Origin of the sequence: Serratia sp. BNK-23, assembly GCF_047456145.1 — a bacterium.
Lineage (GTDB): Bacteria > Pseudomonadota > Gammaproteobacteria > Enterobacterales > Enterobacteriaceae > Serratia > Serratia nematodiphila.
In genome coordinates this window covers 3,124,187-3,141,581 of sequence record NZ_CP179900.1, presented here as the reverse complement: position 1 = coordinate 3,141,581, position 17,395 = coordinate 3,124,187, and the positions used below count along the sequence as shown (strand labels likewise).

Sequence of the window (17,395 nt, the reverse complement as noted above, 5' to 3'; positions counted from 1 at the left end):
CGGTTTACGCCAGGGTCAAATCACTTTTCGGGATGCAGCTGCAGCACAGGATGGTGCCGTTGTCGCCCAGCGCGCTTTTCTTCAGGGGCGCGACTTCACCGTTCAGCAACGTAATGCGGCAACTGCCGCAAATCCCGGCGCGGCAGGAGTAAGGTACGCGGATGCCTTGCTGTTCCAACTGTTCGAGCAAGATCTGCTGGTTGTTGCCGGTAAACACCTTTCCTTCATATTCGATCGTGACGCTGTGCGCGCTGTCTTGCGGCGCCTGCACGCTCTCCACCACTTTGCCTGCGCCATAAGGGCGCGGCGGCTTGGTCGACAGCACTTCCACCGTATCGCCCACGCGGATGATGCCGCTGTTGCGGGCGATCATATTCTGGCCGAAATCGATATCGCCGTTGTCGGCGGAGCGGAATTTTTGCAGCGTGCTGAGCGGCTCGCCGCTCGGGTGCTTGCGGCCGCGCTCGGTGCTGACGGTGGTGAGCACGCAGCGGCTGCAGGGTTTCACCAGATCGAACATCACGTCGCCGACGCGGATCACCTGCCAGCCGTCCTCGGCCCAGGCGGTGGCGCCGCTCACCACCAGATTGGGGCGGAACTGCTCCAGCTTGATGCTGCCGGGGCAACGCTGCTGCAGATCGTTAAACGAAGCCTGGTTAATCAGCAGATAAGGATAGCCGTCGGCAAACGTCAGTGGGATTTCGGGGTGCTTCTTCACCCGGCGGGTCAGCTCCGGCCCCAGCCAGCGCAGCTGCACGTCGCGCTGGAAATAGCCGCTCAGCCAGCGGTTGATCTCATCTGGCGCGATCAGCGCGGTGAAATGGTTGCCCCACACCTCGGTCGGCTGCGGCGCGGCGGCGAAGTCGCTGAAGCGAATGGCGGCGCTTTCGCCGTCCGGCGCGGTCAGGAATAGCCCGTCCGGCAACAGCGCCGGCGTGAACAACACCATCTGCGGGTATTGGCGCGCGGTAATAAAGGTGCCGTCCGGCTCGGTGATCATAAAGTTGCGGTCGAAGGCCAGACCGCTGCTGCCGACCTGGGCGTAGGAAAGCTGCAGGCCGCGCAGTGATTTAACCGGATGGACGTAGAGTCTGGAAAGCGTGATCACCCTTATCTCCGTGCGATGATTAAATAGAAGGGAGCAACTTTATGACAAGCGGTGCGGATTAGCTATAATGCGCAACAATTTTCTTTTTGGTGATAAGTACGATATGAACTCTCTGTTTGCCAGCACGGCGCGTGGATTGGAAGAACTGTTAAAAAGCGAGCTGGAAGCGCTTGGCGCTCACGACTGCAAAGTGGTGCAGGGCGGGGTACATTTTCAGGGTGACGATCGTCTTCTGTACCAAAGCCTGCTGTGGAGCCGCCTGGCTTCGCGCATTCTGTTGCCGCTGAACGAATTCCGCGTGCACAGCGATCTGGATCTGTACCTCGGGGTGCAGGCGATCGACTGGCCGAGCATTTTTGGCGTGGATAAAACCTTTGCCGTGCATTTCAGCGGCGTGAACGAAGAGATCCGCAACAGCCAGTATGGCGCGCTGAAGGTGAAAGACGCCATCGTTGACAGCTTCACCCGTAAGCTCGACCAACGCCCGACGGTTGCCAAACAGCAGCCGGACATTCGCGTTAACGTCTTCCTGCAACGCGATATGGCCAGCGTGGCGCTCGATCTGAGCGGCGAAGGCCTGCACCAGCGCGGCTACCGCGATCTCACCGGCCAGGCGCCGCTGAAGGAAAACCTGGCGGCCGCCATCGTGTTGCGTTCCGGCTGGCAGCCGGGCACGCCGATGCTTGATCCGATGTGCGGCTCCGGCACGCTGTTGATCGAAGCGGCGATGATCGCCGCCGATCGCGCGCCGGGCCTGCACCGTCAACACTGGGGCTTCAGCGCCTGGAATGGCCACAACGCCGAACTGTGGCGTGAAGTCACCACCGAAGCGCAGGTGCGCGCGCGTCGCGGCCTGCAGGAAACCGCCTCTCGCTTCTTCGGCTCCGATATCGATCGCCGGGTGATTGAGATGGCGCGCGGCAACGCCCGCCGCGCCGGCGTCGCCGAGCTGATCACCTTCAACGTCGGCGACGTCGCGCGCTTGACCAACCCGCTGCCGGAAGGCCCGCACGGCACGGTGATCAGCAACCCGCCGTACGGCGAGCGTCTGGAAAGCGAACCGGCGCTGATCGCGCTGCACAACATGCTGGGACGTGTGATGAAAAGCGCCTTCGGCGGTTGGCAGCTGTCGCTGTTCAGCGCCTCGCCGGAGCTGTTGAGCTGCCTGCAGCTGCGCGCCGAGCGCCAGTTTAAGGCGAAGAACGGCCCGCTGGAGTGCGTGCAGAAAAACTATCAGCTGGCGGCAAGCCCGGCCGGTAGCGCCACCGGCGGCGTGCAGGTGGCGGAAGATTTCGCCAACCGTCTGCGCAAGAATTTGAAGAAGCTCGACAAGTGGGCGAAGCAACAAGGCATTGAATGCTACCGCCTGTACGACGCCGATCTGCCAGAATACAACGTCGCGGTGGACCGTTACGGCAGCAAGGTGGTGGTGCAGGAGTATGCGCCGCCGAAAACCGTCGATGCGCAGAAGGCGCGTCAGCGCCTGTTCGATGTGATCAACGCGACGCTGGCGGTGCTGGAATTGCCGTCGAATCAGCTGATCCTGAAAACCCGCGAGCGCCAGAAGGGCAAAAATCAGTACGAGAAACTGGCGCAGAAGGGCGAGTTCCTGCTGGTGGAAGAGTATAACGCCAAGCTGTGGGTCAACCTGACCGACTATCTCGATACCGGCCTGTTCCTCGATCACCGCATCGCGCGCCGTATGCTGGGCGAGATGAGCAATGGCAAGGACTTCCTCAACCTGTTCGCCTATACCGGCACCGCCAGCGTGCACGCCGGGCTGGGCGGCGCGCGCAGCACCACCACGGTGGACATGTCGCGCACCTACCTGGAATGGGCGGAGAAGAACCTGCGCGCCAACGGCCTGACCGGCCGTCAGCATCGGCTGATCCAGGCCGATTGCCTGTCTTGGCTGAGCAACGCCAATGAACAGTTCGACGTGATCTTCATCGATCCGCCGACGTTCTCCAACTCCAAGCGGATGGAGAACACCTTTGACGTGCAGCGCGATCATCTGGCGCTGATGAAAGATTTGAAACGGTTGCTGCGCCGCAACGGGACCATCATGTTCTCGAACAACAAGCGCGGTTTCCAAATGGATATGGCAGGGCTGAGCGCGTTGGGTCTGGAGGCGAAAGAGATCACCGCCAAGACGCTGTCGCAGGATTTTGCCCGTAACCGTCAGATCCACAACTGCTGGCTGGTGACTCACGCCGGCGAAGGAAAATAATTACTATGTCGTTAATCAGCATGTCCGGCGCCTGGCTCTCTTTCAGCGATGCGCCACTGTTAGACAACACCGAAATTCATATTGAAGACAACGAGCGCGTGTGTCTGGTCGGGCGCAACGGCGCCGGCAAATCCACGCTGCTGAAGATCCTCGGCAAAGAGATCCCGCTGGACGACGGCCGGGTGATCTACGAACAGGATCTGATCGTGGCGCGTCTGCAACAGGATCCGCCGCGCAATATCGGCGGCAGCGTGTTCGACTTCGTGGCGGAAGGCGTTGCGGAGCAGGCGGAACACCTGAAGGCCTATCACGCGATCTCCCACCTGGTGGAAAGCGACCCGAGCGAGAAAAACCTGGCGCGCATGGCGCAAATCATGGAGATCCTCGATCACCAGGGGCTGTGGCAGCTCGACAGCCGCATCAGCGAAGTGCTGCTGCAGCTGGGGCTGAACGGCGACGCCGAGCTTTCCTCACTGTCCGGCGGCTGGCTGCGTAAAGCGGCGCTGGGCCGCGCGCTGGTGAGCTCGCCGCGCGTGTTGTTGCTCGACGAACCGACCAACCACCTGGATATCGAAACCATCGACTGGCTGGAAGGTTTCCTGAAAGAGTTCGACGGCAGCATCGTCTTCATCTCGCACGACCGTTCGTTTATCCGCAACATGGCGACGCGCATCGTCGATCTGGATCGCGGCAAGCTGGTTTCCTGGCCGGGCAACTACGATCTGTATCTGCAGAGCAAAGAAGAAGCGCTGCGGGTGGAAGAGCTGCAAAACGCCGAGTTCGACCGCAAGCTGGCGCAGGAAGAGGTCTGGATCCGTCAGGGCATCAAGGCGCGCCGCACCCGCAATGAAGGCCGCGTGCGCGCGCTGAAGGCGCTGCGCGTCGAGCGCTCGCAGCGCCGCGAAGTGATGGGCACCGCCAAAATGCAGGTGGAAGAGGCGACCCGCTCTGGCAAAATCGTGTTCGAGCTGGAAGACGTCAATTATCAGGTTGGCGAAAAGGTGCTGGTGCGCGGTTTCTCCGCCCAGGTGCAGCGCGGCGACAAGATTGCGCTGGTGGGGCCGAACGGCTGCGGCAAAACCACGCTGCTGAAACTGATGCTCGGTCAGCTGAAAGCCGACAGCGGCCGCGTGCACTGCGGCACCAAGCTGGAAGTGGCCTATTTCGACCAGCACCGCGCCGATCTCGATCCTGAGCGCACGGTGATGGACAACCTGGCGGAAGGCAAGCAGGAAGTGATGGTCAACGGCCGTCCTCGCCACGTATTGGGCTATCTGCAGGACTTCCTGTTCCACCCGAAACGCGCGATGACGCCGGTGAAGGCGCTGTCGGGCGGTGAGCGTAACCGCCTGCTGTTGGCTAAGCTGTTTCTGAAACCGAGCAATCTGCTGATCCTCGATGAACCAACCAACGATCTCGACGTCGAAACGCTGGAGCTGCTGGAAGAGCTGATCGACGGCTATCAGGGCACCGTGCTGCTGGTCAGCCACGATCGTCAGTTCGTTGACAACTCGGTGACCGAGTGCTGGATCTTCGAAGGCAACGGCGTGATCAATGCCTTCGTCGGCGGTTACTACGATGCGCATCATCAGCGCGCGACGGCGAAACCGATTCGTCAGGCGGCGCCGAGCGCGAGCAAACCGACGGCGGAGAAAAAGGCCGAACAGCCGAAGAAAACGGCGGCCAAGCTGAGTTACAACCTGCTGCGTGAGCTGGAACAGTTGCCGCAGCGGCTCGAACAGCTGGAAGCGGAAATCGAAGCGCTGCAGGCGCAGATGAGCGACGCCGACTTTTTCACGCGGCCGCATAGCGAAACGCAAGAAGTGCTGACGGCGCTGGCTGATGCCGAGCAAGCGCTGGAACAGGCTTTCGCCCGTTGGGAAGAGCTGGAAGCGATGAAAAACGGCTGACCGTTGCGATGCCGCCCGCGCGCTGCTGCGGGCGGCATCGACGTGCCGGTGAGCGACGTTATTTAGGAGGAATATGGTGTGTTCCCACAACAATCATCAGCAGCATAGTCATTCCGCACCCTCGGCGGCGCAGCAGGATAACCTGATGCTGTGTCCGCAGTGCGACATGCTGGTGGCGCTGCCGCCGCTGGCCTATGGCAGCAAAGCGGTATGCCCGCGCTGCAAAACCACGCTCAGCGCCCGCTGGGACGAGCCGCGCAAGCGGCCGATCGGTTACGCGCTCAGCGCCTTGTTCATGCTGGTGCTGGCCAACATTTTCCCGTTTATCAACATGCGCGTCGCCGGCCTCGGCAACGAAATCCGGCTGATCCAAATCCCGGAAGTGATGGTGGCGGAAGACTACGCCAGCATGGCCACCTTGTTTATGGTGTTCGTGCAGCTGATCCCGGCGTTTTGCATGGTGGCGATTATCCTGCTGTGCGCCAGAGTGCGCTTGCCGCTGGGGCTCAAAGAGTGGATGGCTCGGGTGCTGTTCCAGTTCAAGACCTGGTGCATGGTGGAAATTTTCCTTGCCGGGGTGCTGGTCAGCTTCGTCAAGCTGATGGCCTACGGCGATATCGGCATCGGCAGTAGCTTCGTGCCTTACTGCCTGTTCTGCCTGCTGCAGGTGCGCGCCTTCCAGTGCGTGGATCGGCGCTGGCTGTGGCAGGATATCGAACCGGCGCCGCGACTGCATCGCCCGCTGACGGTGGGGCGCACCGGCATGCGCCAGGGCGTGCGCTCCTGCGCGTGCTGCACGGCGATCCTGCCGGCCGATCAGGTGCGCTGTCCGCGCTGTCACACCAAGGGCTACGTGCGGCGTCGTCACAGCCTGCAGTGGACGCTGGCGCTGCTGGTGACCTCTGTCATGCTGTATATTCCGGCCAACCTGATGCCGATCATGGTGACCGAGGCGCTGGGCAACAAGATGAACTCCACCATCATGGCGGGGGTGATCCTGCTGTGGGGGGACGGCTCTTATCCGGTGGCGATGGTGATTTTCATCGCCAGTATCATGGTGCCGTCGCTGAAAATGTTGGCGATCGGCTGGCTGTGCTGGGATGCGAACGGCAGGAAGAAACCGCGCGCCGACAGCGAGCGTATGCATCTGATTTATGAAGTGGTCGAATTCGTTGGCCGTTGGTCAATGATCGACGTGTTTGTGATCGCCGTGTTGTCGGCGTTGGTGCGAATGGGGCAGTTGATGAGCATTTATCCCGCGACGGGCGCCGTGCTGTTCGCGCTGGTGGTGATCCTCACCATGTTCGCCGCCATGACATTTGATCCCCGGCTGACCTGGGATCGCGCAAGTGAAACAATCAACAAGGAGCCGCAAGGTGACGGAAAATAATCATAGCGTCGCAGACGTTGAGAAGATCAAACGCTGGTCGCCGGTGTGGATCATTCCCATCGTGACCGCGCTGATCGGCGCCTGGATCCTGTTTTACCACTTCAGCCATCAGGGGCCGGTGGTGACGCTGGTGACCACGACGGCGGAAGGGCTGGAAGCGGGTAAAACCAAAATCAAAAGCCGCAGCGTTGACGTCGGGGTGGTGGAAACCGTCACGTTGAGCGATGACCTGAGCAAGGTGATGGTGCAGGCTCGCCTCAATTCCGGCATGGAAAAATTGCTGCGCCAGGATTCCGCCTTCTGGGTGGTGAAGCCGCAGATCGGCCGTGAAGGCGTCTCCGGGCTGGGCACGCTGCTCTCCGGCGCCTATATCGAACTGCAGCCGGGCAACAAAGGCAAAGACGGCAAAGACAACTATCAGCTGCTCGATGCGCCGCCGCTGGCTTCCCCGGATGCCAAAGGGTTGCGCATCGTGCTGGACAGCGAGAAATCAGGCCAGCTCAACGCCGGCGATCCGGTGCTGTTCCGCGGTTATCGCGTCGGGTCGGTGGAAACCAGCTACTTCGATCCTAAAGAACGCGCCATGCGCTATCAGCTGTTCATCACCGCGCCTTACGATCAGTTGGTCACCACCAACGTGCGCTTCTGGAAAGACAGCGGCGTGGCGTTCGATATGTCGGCGCAGGGCATGCGGGTGGAGATGGGCTCGTTGACCACGCTGTTCAGCGGCGGGGTCAGTTTTGACGTGCCGGACGGCTGGGATCGCGGCGATCAGGCGAAAGAGAAGGCGGAATATCAGCTGTTCGACAACCAGCGCAGCACGCAGGATTCGCTGTATACCGTGCATAAGGATTACCTGCTGTTCTTCTCCGACTCGGTACGCGGCCTGCAGCCGGGCGCGCCGGTCGAGTTCCGCGGCATCCGTCTGGGTACGGTGGCGCAGGTGCCGTTCTATAAAGACGGCATGGCGCAGCGTCTGGATAACGATTACCGCATTCCAGTGCTGATCCGCATCGAGCCGGATCGCTTCCAGAAACAGCTGGGCGGCAACTTCGATATTGAAGGGCACCTGAAAGATGCGGAATCTCGCGGCATGCGCGCCTCGATGAAGTCCGCCAACCTGCTGACCGGTTCGCTGTACATCGATCTCGACTTCTATCCGCAGGAAAAACCGTGGAAAGGGCCGCGCGAGCTGTTCGGTTATCCGCTGATGCCGACCACCAGCGGCGGTCTGGCGCAGATCCAGCAGAAACTGATGCAGACGCTGGATAAGATCAACTCAATGCCGATCAATCCGATGATCAACGAAGCGACCAAGACGCTGGCGGAGAGTCAGAAAACCATGAAGTCGACGCAGCAGACCATGAAGTCGCTGAACGACATCATCGCCAGCAAAGAGATGCAGGCGCTGCCGCAGGACATGCAGAAAACGCTGTTGGAACTGAACCGCAGCATGAAAGGGTTCCAGCCTGGTTCACCGGCTTACAACAAGATGGTGGGCGATATGCAGCGCCTCGACCAGGTGTTGCGTGAGCTGCAACCGGTGCTGCGCACCCTGAATGAGAAGAGCAACGCGCTGGTGTTTGAAGCCGCCGGCAGCAATGACCCTCAGCCGAAGAAGGCCACGAAATGATGAAATGGATCCCGGTAGCCCTAGCGCTGTTGCTCAGCGCCTGCAGCAGTTCACCACAAAAGACTTACTATCAGTTGCCGGCGCTGGGTGCGCCTGCTGCGGCCAGCAGCAGCGGCGCTTCCACGCGCCAGCTGTGGCTGGAACACGTGAGCGTGGCGGATTATCTGGCGCAGAGCGGCGTGGTGTATCAGACCAACGACGTACAGTATGTGATAGCCCAGAACAACCTGTGGGCCAGCCCGCTCGACCAGCAGTTGCAGCAAACGCTGGTCACCAACCTGAGCAGCGCGCTGCCGGGGTGGGTGGTCTCTTCGCAGCCGATGAGCAGCGATCAGGATGTGCTGAACGTGACCATCAGCGGCTTTCACGGTCGCTTTGACGGGAAAGCGATCATTCGCGGCGAGTGGGTGCTGAACCGCCAGGGGCGTTTGATCAAAAGGCCTTTCAACCTGGAGCTGAAACAGGGTGAAGACGGCTATGATGCCCTGGTGCGCACTCTGGCGCAGGGGTGGCAGCAGGAAGCCCAGGCTATCGCAGCACAGATGGGCGGCATTTAGTCATAATTTGGTCTAAAATCGTCTAATCCCTGTCGGCGTGAAAATCCGTTTTTTCTCGCTGGCAGGGATTTCTATTTCATTTCAAACAGTTAACCCCTTTCCCAGCAGATCAGCCACTTAGCACTTTCCTCGGGCGTAGCTCACAAATATGACATTGGCGTGAATTTTGCGCATTGATCTTCTCTTCTTTTAGCGCTATTGATTACTCGTGGCTGCGCAAAAAGCAGCCATTGTTTTCTTTCCACCAGACCAAAATGAGGGAAACGAGGCATGAAGAGACAGAAACGCGATCGTCTGGAAAGGGCGCATTCGAGAGGGTATCAGGCAGGTATTTTAGGGCGTTCCAGGGAACATTGTCCCTACCAATCATCGGTGGACGCCCGGTCTCAATGGCTGGGAGGTTGGCGAGAAGCCATGGAAGACAGGGCTGTGACCGCTTAAGCGGCTCCCTGTCAAATAAAAGGAATAACCTCCGCCCTTGGCGGAGGTTTTTGTTTGTGCCGTTTACTCGTCCTGCCAGCGTTTCAGTAGAATACTCGCATTCACGCCGCCAAAGCCGAAGCCGTTCGATAAGGCGTAGGTTATGTTCATCGATTCAGCCCGTTTCGCGACCAGGTGTAAACCTGCCGCCGCCGGATCGGGATTGTCCAGATTCAGCGTCGCGGGGGCGATCTGATCGCGCAGCGCCAAGGCGGTAAAGATGGTTTCCAGCCCCCCGGCGGCGCCGAGCAGGTGCCCGGTGGCGGATTTTGTCGAGGTTACCGCGACGCTTCCTGTCGTGCCAAACAGGTGTTTGATGGCATTGATTTCGCCCAGATCCCCTACGGGTGTCGACGTCGCGTGTGCGTTTAAATGCTGAACCTCTTCTGGGGCGATGTTCGCCTGCCTCAACGCGATTTTCATCGCCCGATAAGCACCGTTGCCGTCTTCGGCACCGGAGGTCATGTGGTAGGCGTCGGCGCTGGTGCCATAACCGACGATTTCCGCGAGCGGGGTGGCGCCGCGCGCCAGCGCGTGTTCCAGCGTTTCAATCACCAGCATGCCGGCACCTTCCCCCATGACAAATCCGTCCCGTGCACTGTCGAAAGGCCGGGAAGCCTGCCTTGCCAACTCGGCCGGTGCGGTGGACATAGCGCGCGCGGCGGCGAACCCGCCCAGGCTGACGGTATCTATAGCGGCTTCGGTGCCGCCGCACACGGCGATATCGGCTTCATCATTGCGGATCATACGCACTGCGTCGCCAATGGCTTGCACGCCGGCGGCACAGGCGGTGACCGGCGCGCCAATCGGCCCCTTGAAGTGGTGTTTGATTGAAACGTGGCCGGCCGCCAGATTGACCAGGAATGAGGGGATGGTGAACGGCGACAGCCGCTTGGCGCCGCGGCTGTCGGTGGTGCGCACCGCCTGGGCAATCGCCGGGAAGCCGCCAATGCCCGAGGCGATGACGGTGGCGGTGCGCTCTTGTTTTTCGTCCGTATCGGCTATCCAGCCGGCCTGACGAACGGCTTCATCCGCCGCCGCCATGGCAAACAGGATAAAGCGATCCATTTTCTTTTGGTCCTTGGGGGCGACGGCAGCGTCGGGGTTGAAGCCCGCTTCAGCATCCTGCGCCAGCGCCGGAACCTGACCTCCGACCTTGACCGGTAAATCTGCAACGATCTCGTCAGGCAACGCTCGAATGCCGGACTCTCCTTTTAACAAACGTTGCCAGATGGCTTCAACACCGCACCCTAGCGGTGAAACGGCGCCCATGCCGGTAATGACGATACGACGATTGCTCATGATGGCTCCTTGGTAAATTCGGGTAAATCGGCGAGGCGCCGTTGCCGCATCAGTGCGGCGCGTTGATGTATGCCTTCATTTGCCGCAGGCCCTGGTGCCAACGTAATAAACTGCGGCGGCACCTGCTGTTGGGTATCGACATTGACCAATTGGACCTGGATCGGCCGATCGGTGCGGCCGTCGACTAACAAGGCGCTGATGTCACCATCGATCAAATGGCGATTGCCCCATTCTGAAAGAGCCGCCAGCACGGGGAGAAAATCGTTGCCGCGTTCGGTGAGCAGATACTGATAGCGAACCGGCCGCGTTTGATAACGTTGCTTATGCAGAATGCCGTGGGCTACCAAATCCTTCAGTCGCCGGGCCAGGAGAGTCGGTGACATCCCCAGACTTTGTTGGAATTCGTCGAATTTGGATAACCCCTGAAAGGCATCACGCAGGATCAGAATGCTCCACCATTCTCCGACACGATCTAATGAACGTGCGACGGGGCAAGGTGCATCGCTAAAGCGGGTTTTTTGCATATCGGCCCTTAGTTGGTACATTTATTGTAGTTACATGGGTGGCTATACTAGGTGATTTTAAGGGGCAAGAAAATAACCGGATGCAAAAAACGCTATCGTGTCGATAGCTGGCTGTGGGAGGGGGGCGCTCAAACTGGCCTGTGGCTTTGACCGTTTCGGGCAGGAAAAGGGTAGAGACAGGAGGGATAAGTCGGTTCGGTAACGGGCGATTAAAGGAGGTAGGTAGTCTTTAAACGGTAAGAGAAAGAAATGCCATCACGCTGGGCGTGATGGCATGCGAAGAGCATTAGCAAAGAAGACGATGGCCGCCCTCTCGTCTGCGTGATTAGAACGCTGTGGTATCCTTGAACAGACCCACTTTCAGATCGGTGGCGGTATAGATCACTTCGCCGTCAACCAGCACTTCGCCATCGGCGACGCCCATGATCAGCTTACGGGTGATGACGCGTTTGAAGTTAATACGGTAGGTCACTTTTTTCGCGGTTGGCAGCACCTGGCCGGTAAACTTGACTTCACCAACGCCCAGCGCGCGGCCTTTGCCTTCGCCACCCAGCCAACCGAGGTAGAAACCAACCAACTGCCACATCGCATCCAGGCCCAGACAGCCTGGCATGACCGGATCGCCGATAAAGTGGCAACCGAAGAACCATAGGTCCGGATTAATATCCAGCTCCGCTTCCACATAACCTTTGTTGTGAGTCCCGCCGTCTTCGGTCATCTTGACCACGCGGTCCATCATCAACATGTTACCTGCCGGCAACGGTGGGCCACCGGCGCCGAACAGCTCGCCACGGCCGGATGCTTCGAGGTCTTCTTTCGTATAGGAATCGCGTTTATCTACCATGTTCTCAGTAAGCCTTATTTTAATGAAGGACGCAGGTTAGCTAACACGTGTACGCTGAACAAGTCCGATCAGCCGTGGTTGAACCAGTTGAGCCAGCGCAGCGGCCAAGGACGACGGCGTTCCTGCAGGCTCACCTGCGCAATCCGTTCCTGAATGGCCGCCAACAAATTCGGCTGTTGTTCGTCAGAGTAGAGGCAACCTGTGAGCAAAGGCAAGGCTTCCGCCGCGCTCTCTACCGCCCACAGATGGAACTGCCCCTCGCGCACCGCGTCGACGATATCTTGACGCAGACACAGATGGCGCACGTTGGTCACGGGCAATACGACACCCTGTTTGCCCGTCAGGCCGCGGCGTACACAAACCTCGAAGAAACCTTCGATCTTTTCGTTAACGCCACCTATCGGCTGTACGTTGCCGAATTGGTCGACGGAGCCAGTGACGGCGATCTGCTGGGTGATCGGTTGCTGTGACAGGGCGCTGACCAATGCGCATAGCTCAGCCAGCGAGGCGCTGTCACCGTCCACTTCACCATAAGATTGCTCAAAGACGATGGAAGCGGAGAAGGGCAGCTGCTGATCAAGATCCAGTTCGGCGATCAGAAACGCCTGCATGATCATCATGCCTTTAGCGTGCAGGTTGCCGCCCAGTTCGGCTTTGCGCTCGACGTCGGTGAACTCGCCGTCGCCGAGATGCACAACGCAACTGATCCGTGACGGTTCGCCAAAGCTGCGTGGATGACCGGGATAATCCAGGACAGACAGACCGTTGATCTGTCCGACCACTTCACCCTCGGTCTCAATCAGGATCTGACCCAACTCAATCTCATCCTGCATACGCTCGGCCAGATAGCTTTCGCGCCATTCTCGGGCATTTAACGCCGCCTCGAACGCTTTGGCCGTAATGAGATCTTCTTCGGCATACAGTGCGGCTTCGGATAGCTGCTGGCCAAGCCAAACCGGCGAGAGTGGTAGAATGCCCTGATCGCCACTGTAACGCACAGCCTGGACGATCAGCGGCGGCCAGGCGTCGTTCGCCAGCATCGGCAATTGCTGGTCGGCAATCACGCCGTTGACGTAACCGCACCACTGCGTCATATCATCAACTTCAGTCAGCTGCAGATCGTCTTCGAATTCACCGTAGATCGCTTGTTCACTCAGTTCCGGCTCGATATCGTGAAAATCGGCCAGGCCGTGACGATCGCCGACTACAATCAGCCGCAGATCCAGCGGCATCGGTGGAATGGCTACCGGCAGCGGGCGGGTTTCGTCTGGCGAAACCCAGTGGAACTGGCGCTGGCCGATCATTTGCTTCAGCCGCAGCCACAGCAACGGCTGAGCAAGCAGCGCCCGCGCCGACAGAATCAGAATGCCGCCGTTGGCCTGGTGCACCAGACCCGGCTGCAGGGTAATGTCGCCATTGTGGATCCGTACGCAGCCAAACAGCTGTTCCGGTTCAATCCACTCCTGGAACAGACAAGCGCCGCCGGCGGCAAAAGGTTCATCGCCACGGCTGGCTGGCTCGACGCTGACCTTGCCATCCTGAATGACATAGTGGCTGCCGCGGCATGCCGTATTTTTCGGCAGCAGTGGTTTGACGGCGTGAGCGATCAGTTCCAGATACTCTCGCGTTTCTTGCGCTTTCAACAGCATGAAACGCGGTGGCGATTGGGGGTGGCAAAATAGCGTCAGGGCATTTTCCAGCCGAGGCTGAATGGCGGAAAAGGGCACGGGTGCCAACTGAGCGGCGGTATCAAATATCGCCTGATAAGGCGTTACGTCCGGCAATAAAGATTGCCATTCAAGTCGGTTATTGGTCAAAGTGTTAGATGCAATCGTTAAAAAGGGAAAGGGCGATTATACAAGAATAACGGCGGCTTGATACATGTGGAGTGCCAGTTGGCATCAGGGAGTTTGACATCGCGCAGTGACTGTGCAAAAAACAGTCTAAAAGACGGTTTAATTGCCGGGGAAATTCGGCGCAAAGCTGTTATGCTTATTTGAAGTTACGCGGTCACTGAAGAGCTCAAGATGAAATATCAGCAACTGGAAAATCTGGAGAGCGGTTGGAAATGGAAGTACCTGGTGAAAAAGCATCGGGAAGGGGAACTCATTACCCGCTACATTGAAAACAGCGCTGCTCAGGAGGCGGTTAACGAGCTGCTGAAGCTGGAAAATGAGCCGGTAAAGGTACTTGCATGGATTGCCGCTCATATGAATCCGGAACTGGATAACCGGATGAAACAAACGATCCGCGCCCGCCGCAAACGTCATTTTAACGCAGAACACCAGCATACGCGTAAAAAATCTATCGATCTGGAGTTTTTGGTTTGGCAACGATTGGCTGCCCTGGCGCGCCGCCGTGGCGTTACGCTGTCGGAAACCGTCGTGCAGCTTATCGAAGACGCTGAACGCAAAGAAAAGTATGCGAACCAGATGTCGTCGTTGAAAGAAGACTTGAAGGCGATTCTTGGCAAAGATCCCAAGTAAGCGCGTGAGAACGCCCCTATGGCGCCAGGCATTGAATGTTCTGGCAACAAGAGGACGAAAAAAAACCCCGCATTGGCGGGGTTTTTTATTAGGCGAGTAAACTTAGCCCTGAGGCTGAGTTACAACGTCTTTGATACCTTTAACTTCGATCTCTACGCGACGATCTGGTGCCAGGCAAGCGATCTGAGCTTTGGTAGCGCGGCCAGATTTGTAGCCACAGGTGTTGCCTGTAACTGCATCTGCTTCACCCATACCACGTGCAGAGATTTTGTCTGACGGGATGCCTTTGGAGACCAGGTAGTCAACAACGCTCTGTGCGCGTTGTTCAGACAGTTTCTGGTTGTACTGGTCAGAACCAACGGCGTCGGTGTAACCCAGAACAACTACGGAGCCGTCTTTAGGATCCATGGAGCTCAGCTGGGTGTACAGCTGATCCAGAGCCTGCTGGCCTTCTGCTTTCAGAGTAGATTTGTTGAAGTTGAACAGCACGTCAGACTTCAGAGTGAAACGCTTGGTTTCAACAACTGGAGCTGGAGCCGGAGCTGGTGCTGGAGCAACTACGTCATCCTGACCGAAGCGGTAAGAAACGCCCAGGCTCAGCATAGTGTTGTCTGGACGTGCGCCAACGGTACCTGCGTCACCGATGTTGCTTACGAACTGGTAATCCAGGCGGGTAGCCCAGTTTTTGGTCAGTGCGTATTCAACACCAACAGCAGCCAGCGGAGAAACGCCGGTGTCGTGGTCGCTCAGACGCTGACCAGTACGGCCGTAGTTAGCTTTGGAGTCTGCACGCCATACCATACCACCCAGACGAGTGTAGATGTCCAGATCGTCAGCAATTGGGTAGCTCAGTTTAGCGGCCAGTTGAACGCCCTGCGCTTTGAAAGCACCGTTGTTCACGCTGCCTTTGTAAGGCATGCGGCCGAGCCAGTCATAGCCCAGCTCGAAGCCCAGGTATTGGTTTGCCTGGTAGCCCAGGAACGCGCCGGCACCCAGCTGATCTTTGTGGGTTGGGCCGTTGCCGATACCGTTCTGGTAACCGTTACCGTAGAAACCAGTGTCGTGGTACTGGGACCAGCCCAGTTTAGCACCGGTGTACCAGGTGTTATCTTTTGGAGCGGCTTGCGCTACGGTAGCGAAACCTGCCAGTGCCACTGCTAATGCGATAGCTGTCTTTTTCATTTTGCGCCTCGTTATCATCCAAATAGGCAATGAGCTTTAAAGCTGTTTAAGCCCTTGGTTAAATTCCTTCGCCAAGGTTTAAGCCCTCGTTTGTTACTCGCCAGTTTTTCTGACGTTATAGAGCAACCTTGGCGATGTAAAGTCTACAACGTGGCGCGAAAGTTACAAGTGTGATGTGATAAGGCTCTAAAAAAAAACGCGGAATCGTACATATTTGCTAACATTCTTAGCCTAAAAAAGCGGCGATTCATCGAGCGTTTTTGCCTGCCAAACCGCAGCCGGACTCGCTTTTTGCCTTCCCCCACAAAGGTTCCGCTTAGGGGGTGCGAAAATGATGGGAAAAATCCTAAATTTACTTAATGATACAAAGAAGAGTGAATTTTTAGGGTAGAACAGTGTCCGTGAGTCGGGCTAATGTCACGTTGAGGGCGCATGATAAACCCATAGGCATTACCCAATTCTGCCGCACGTCTTAATTTTAGACGATCCTCCTCCGTTAGCTCGGGCAACCAGCCGAGAACCACGCTGTAATTTCCCGTTTGCAGCGCTTTTTCCATCGCCTCGACCGTATTCACCGGGCTGATCTGGCTCAGTTGCACCATTTTATCTACAGGCAGACCGGATTGCTGCAGCCATTGCTTGCTTAATTTTTGCTGCGGCGTCAGCCACAGAAGCCAGCGAGACTGTTTGCCCAATTGCAGCAGCAGGGGCAACAGTAATTGAGCCACTGCGGGCTGGCGCTCGTTGTAAACAAGTTCACTGATCAAGCCATTCTCTTTGCCGATATCCGTGTTCTTCGCAACATTGCGCGTTGTATAAGAGCCATGGCCGAAATGAGGTTGGTAGAGTGATTGAGTACGCATAAAGTTCCCGCCCGTCGTGTTACTGTATGTTTATACAGTATCCCTGATTTAGGATAAGATCAACCCAAATTTTCGTAGCGGCTCGCATAATTGCGATCATTTTTTGTACTGGCGGTTTTTGTGATTGGCAGGCGGGCGGATAGTGCGTATTTTTCTAATTAGTTGTTCACGTTACTTTTTTCATTGATGAGAGAAATAATACGGCCAGAACCTAAAAAGGAGGAACGCTATGAAAAGGATGTCGACGAGAAGGATCGCGCAGGCTAAAAATTGCTTTGCGGCGCTGGGCGCCATCACAACACGATCACAGTTTGGCGGCTATGGGCTGCTGGCTGAAGGGATAATGTTTGCGGTAGTAGCGGAAGGGGAATTGTACTTGCGGGCTACGGCGAGCATGGAACCGGCCTTTCGCGCCCGGGGCATGGTCAATATGGTCTATTCCAAGCGCGGTGTGCCCATCACCTTGCGCTATTACTGGGTTGACGAGTCGCTGTGGCGGGAACGCAACGAGCTGGTAGGGTTGGCCTGGCAGGCCATCAGGGAAGCGCGCCGAGAGCAGCGGCTCAAGGCCGGCGATCACGGCAGATTGAAGGCGTTGCCAAATATAGATGTCAACATGGAGCGCTTGCTATGGCGAGCGGGTATTCGCAATGCCTATGACCTGCGGCTGCATGGCGCCAAACGTAGCTATCTTCGCCTGCTGCAACAGCAGACCAATCTGGGGTTGCGCGTGCTGCTGTCGCTGGGCGGCGCGATAGCCGGCTATCATCAGGCGGCATTGCCGACCGAATTGCGCAACGAACTGGTGCGCTGGTTCGATCATACGATGGCTATGCGCCGCCATGGGCATGAGCCAGTAGTTCAGGGCCCATCGAGCGGGCCCTGA

15 protein-coding genes are annotated in these 17,395 nt (G+C 57.9%); 8 read left to right on the top strand and 7 right to left on the bottom strand.

Annotated features, from left to right (window positions below; all coding sequences use genetic code 11):
• Positions 1–4 precede the first annotated feature (4 nt).
• Positions 5–1,108: a YcbX family protein gene (locus ACMGF9_RS15015; RefSeq protein ID WP_044031525.1), complete on the bottom strand. Its 1,104-nt coding sequence runs from the start codon at positions 1,106–1,108 to the stop codon at positions 5–7.
• A gap of 103 nt (positions 1,109–1,211) precedes the next feature.
• Here ACMGF9_RS15015 and rlmKL point away from each other — a divergent pair, with 103 nt between their 5' ends.
• The 6 genes from rlmKL (at position 1,212) to rmf (ending at position 9,269) form a co-directional block, all read left to right on the top strand.
• On the top strand, positions 1,212–3,338 hold the full coding sequence (rlmKL, locus tag ACMGF9_RS15010; protein WP_280630699.1) for a bifunctional 23S rRNA (guanine(2069)-N(7))-methyltransferase RlmK/23S rRNA (guanine(2445)-N(2))-methyltransferase RlmL: 2,127 nt from the start codon (positions 1,212–1,214) through the stop codon (positions 3,336–3,338).
• Positions 3,339–3,343: 5 nt separating this feature from the next.
• Positions 3,344–5,248 carry an ABC transporter ATP-binding protein gene (locus tag ACMGF9_RS15005; protein ID WP_414160301.1) on the top strand — a complete coding sequence of 635 codons (1,905 nt, stop codon included), beginning with the start codon at positions 3,344–3,346 and terminating at the stop codon, positions 5,246–5,248.
• 73 nt (positions 5,249–5,321) lie between these two features.
• Positions 5,322–6,638: a membrane integrity-associated transporter subunit PqiA gene (pqiA, locus tag ACMGF9_RS15000; protein WP_015377352.1), complete on the top strand. Its 1,317-nt coding sequence runs from the start codon at positions 5,322–5,324 to the stop codon at positions 6,636–6,638.
• A complete protein-coding gene (pqiB, locus tag ACMGF9_RS14995; RefSeq protein WP_075684389.1) occupies positions 6,625–8,271 on the top strand; it encodes an intermembrane transport protein PqiB in 1,647 nt (548 codons plus the stop codon). The genes pqiA and pqiB overlap by 14 nt, the downstream gene beginning before the upstream one ends.
• Positions 8,268–8,828, top strand: a complete 561-nt coding sequence (gene pqiC / locus ACMGF9_RS14990) for a membrane integrity-associated transporter subunit PqiC (protein ID WP_015377354.1) — start codon at positions 8,268–8,270, stop codon at positions 8,826–8,828. The genes pqiB and pqiC overlap by 4 nt, the downstream gene beginning before the upstream one ends.
• A 270-nt stretch (positions 8,829–9,098) precedes the next feature.
• Positions 9,099–9,269: a ribosome modulation factor gene (rmf, locus tag ACMGF9_RS14985; RefSeq protein WP_004928150.1), complete on the top strand. Its 171-nt coding sequence runs from the start codon at positions 9,099–9,101 to the stop codon at positions 9,267–9,269.
• 63 nt (positions 9,270–9,332) lie between these two features.
• Here rmf and fabF read toward each other — a convergent pair whose 3' ends face one another.
• The 4 genes from fabF to ACMGF9_RS14965 all read right to left on the bottom strand — a co-directional run bounded on the left by fabF (position 9,333) and on the right by ACMGF9_RS14965 (position 13,795).
• Complete coding sequence (fabF, locus tag ACMGF9_RS14980) at positions 9,333–10,610, bottom strand: beta-ketoacyl-ACP synthase II (RefSeq protein WP_414160300.1); 1,278 nt, start codon at positions 10,608–10,610, stop codon at positions 9,333–9,335.
• Positions 10,607–11,134, bottom strand: coding sequence for a winged helix-turn-helix transcriptional regulator (locus ACMGF9_RS14975; RefSeq protein WP_031300129.1), 528 nt, complete (start codon positions 11,132–11,134; stop codon positions 10,607–10,609). The genes fabF and ACMGF9_RS14975 overlap by 4 nt, the downstream gene beginning before the upstream one ends.
• Before the next feature lie 325 nt (positions 11,135–11,459).
• Positions 11,460–11,978, bottom strand: coding sequence for a bifunctional 3-hydroxydecanoyl-ACP dehydratase/trans-2-decenoyl-ACP isomerase (fabA, locus tag ACMGF9_RS14970; protein ID WP_004928144.1), 519 nt, complete (start codon positions 11,976–11,978; stop codon positions 11,460–11,462).
• A 68-nt stretch (positions 11,979–12,046) separates the two neighbouring features.
• Complete coding sequence (locus ACMGF9_RS14965; RefSeq protein ID WP_088381441.1) at positions 12,047–13,795, bottom strand: AAA family ATPase; 1,749 nt, start codon at positions 13,793–13,795, stop codon at positions 12,047–12,049.
• A gap of 210 nt (positions 13,796–14,005) precedes the next feature.
• On the opposite strand from ACMGF9_RS14965, the gene matP reads away from it, so the two are divergent.
• Entirely contained in the window at positions 14,006–14,464 is a 459-nt protein-coding gene (gene matP / locus ACMGF9_RS14960) for a macrodomain Ter protein MatP (protein ID WP_004928138.1), read from the top strand.
• Positions 14,465–14,566: 102 nt separating this feature from the next.
• On the opposite strand, the gene ompA is transcribed toward matP, so the two are convergent.
• Both ompA and sulA read right to left on the bottom strand, forming a co-directional pair.
• Positions 14,567–15,646: a porin OmpA gene (gene ompA, locus ACMGF9_RS14955; RefSeq protein ID WP_015377358.1), complete on the bottom strand. Its 1,080-nt coding sequence runs from the start codon at positions 15,644–15,646 to the stop codon at positions 14,567–14,569.
• A gap of 356 nt (positions 15,647–16,002) precedes the next feature.
• Positions 16,003–16,509: an SOS-induced cell division inhibitor SulA gene (gene sulA / locus ACMGF9_RS14950; RefSeq protein WP_015377359.1), complete on the bottom strand. Its 507-nt coding sequence runs from the start codon at positions 16,507–16,509 to the stop codon at positions 16,003–16,005.
• Positions 16,510–16,738: 229 nt separating this feature from the next.
• Here sulA and ACMGF9_RS14945 point away from each other — a divergent pair, with 229 nt between their 5' ends.
• On the top strand, positions 16,739–17,395 hold the full coding sequence (locus ACMGF9_RS14945) for a TfoX/Sxy family DNA transformation protein (protein WP_049239718.1): 657 nt from the start codon (positions 16,739–16,741) through the stop codon (positions 17,393–17,395).

What these genes read in the sequence shown, in the direction of transcription:
- rlmKL (WP_280630699.1), top strand. Translation starts at nt 1,212, where the DNA reads ATGAACTCTCTGTTTGCCAGCACGGCGCGTGGATTGGAAGAACTGTTA.
- ACMGF9_RS15005 (WP_414160301.1), top strand. Translation starts at nt 3,344, where the DNA reads ATGTCGTTAATCAGCATGTCCGGCGCCTGGCTCTCTTTCAGCGATGCG.
- pqiA (WP_015377352.1), top strand. Translation starts at nt 5,322, where the DNA reads ATGGTGTGTTCCCACAACAATCATCAGCAGCATAGTCATTCCGCACCC.
- pqiC (WP_015377354.1), top strand. Translation starts at nt 8,268, where the DNA reads ATGATGAAATGGATCCCGGTAGCCCTAGCGCTGTTGCTCAGCGCCTGC.
- rmf (WP_004928150.1), top strand. Translation starts at nt 9,099, where the DNA reads ATGAAGAGACAGAAACGCGATCGTCTGGAAAGGGCGCATTCGAGAGGG.
- fabF (WP_414160300.1), bottom strand. Translation starts at nt 10,610, where the DNA reads ATGAGCAATCGTCGTATCGTCATTACCGGCATGGGCGCCGTTTCACCG.
- ACMGF9_RS14975 (WP_031300129.1), bottom strand. Translation starts at nt 11,134, where the DNA reads ATGCAAAAAACCCGCTTTAGCGATGCACCTTGCCCCGTCGCACGTTCA.
- fabA (WP_004928144.1), bottom strand. Translation starts at nt 11,978, where the DNA reads ATGGTAGATAAACGCGATTCCTATACGAAAGAAGACCTCGAAGCATCC.
- matP (WP_004928138.1), top strand. Translation starts at nt 14,006, where the DNA reads ATGAAATATCAGCAACTGGAAAATCTGGAGAGCGGTTGGAAATGGAAG.
- ompA (WP_015377358.1), bottom strand. Translation starts at nt 15,646, where the DNA reads ATGAAAAAGACAGCTATCGCATTAGCAGTGGCACTGGCAGGTTTCGCT.
- sulA (WP_015377359.1), bottom strand. Translation starts at nt 16,509, where the DNA reads ATGCGTACTCAATCACTCTACCAACCTCATTTCGGCCATGGCTCTTAT.
- ACMGF9_RS14945 (WP_049239718.1), top strand. Translation starts at nt 16,739, where the DNA reads ATGAAAAGGATGTCGACGAGAAGGATCGCGCAGGCTAAAAATTGCTTT.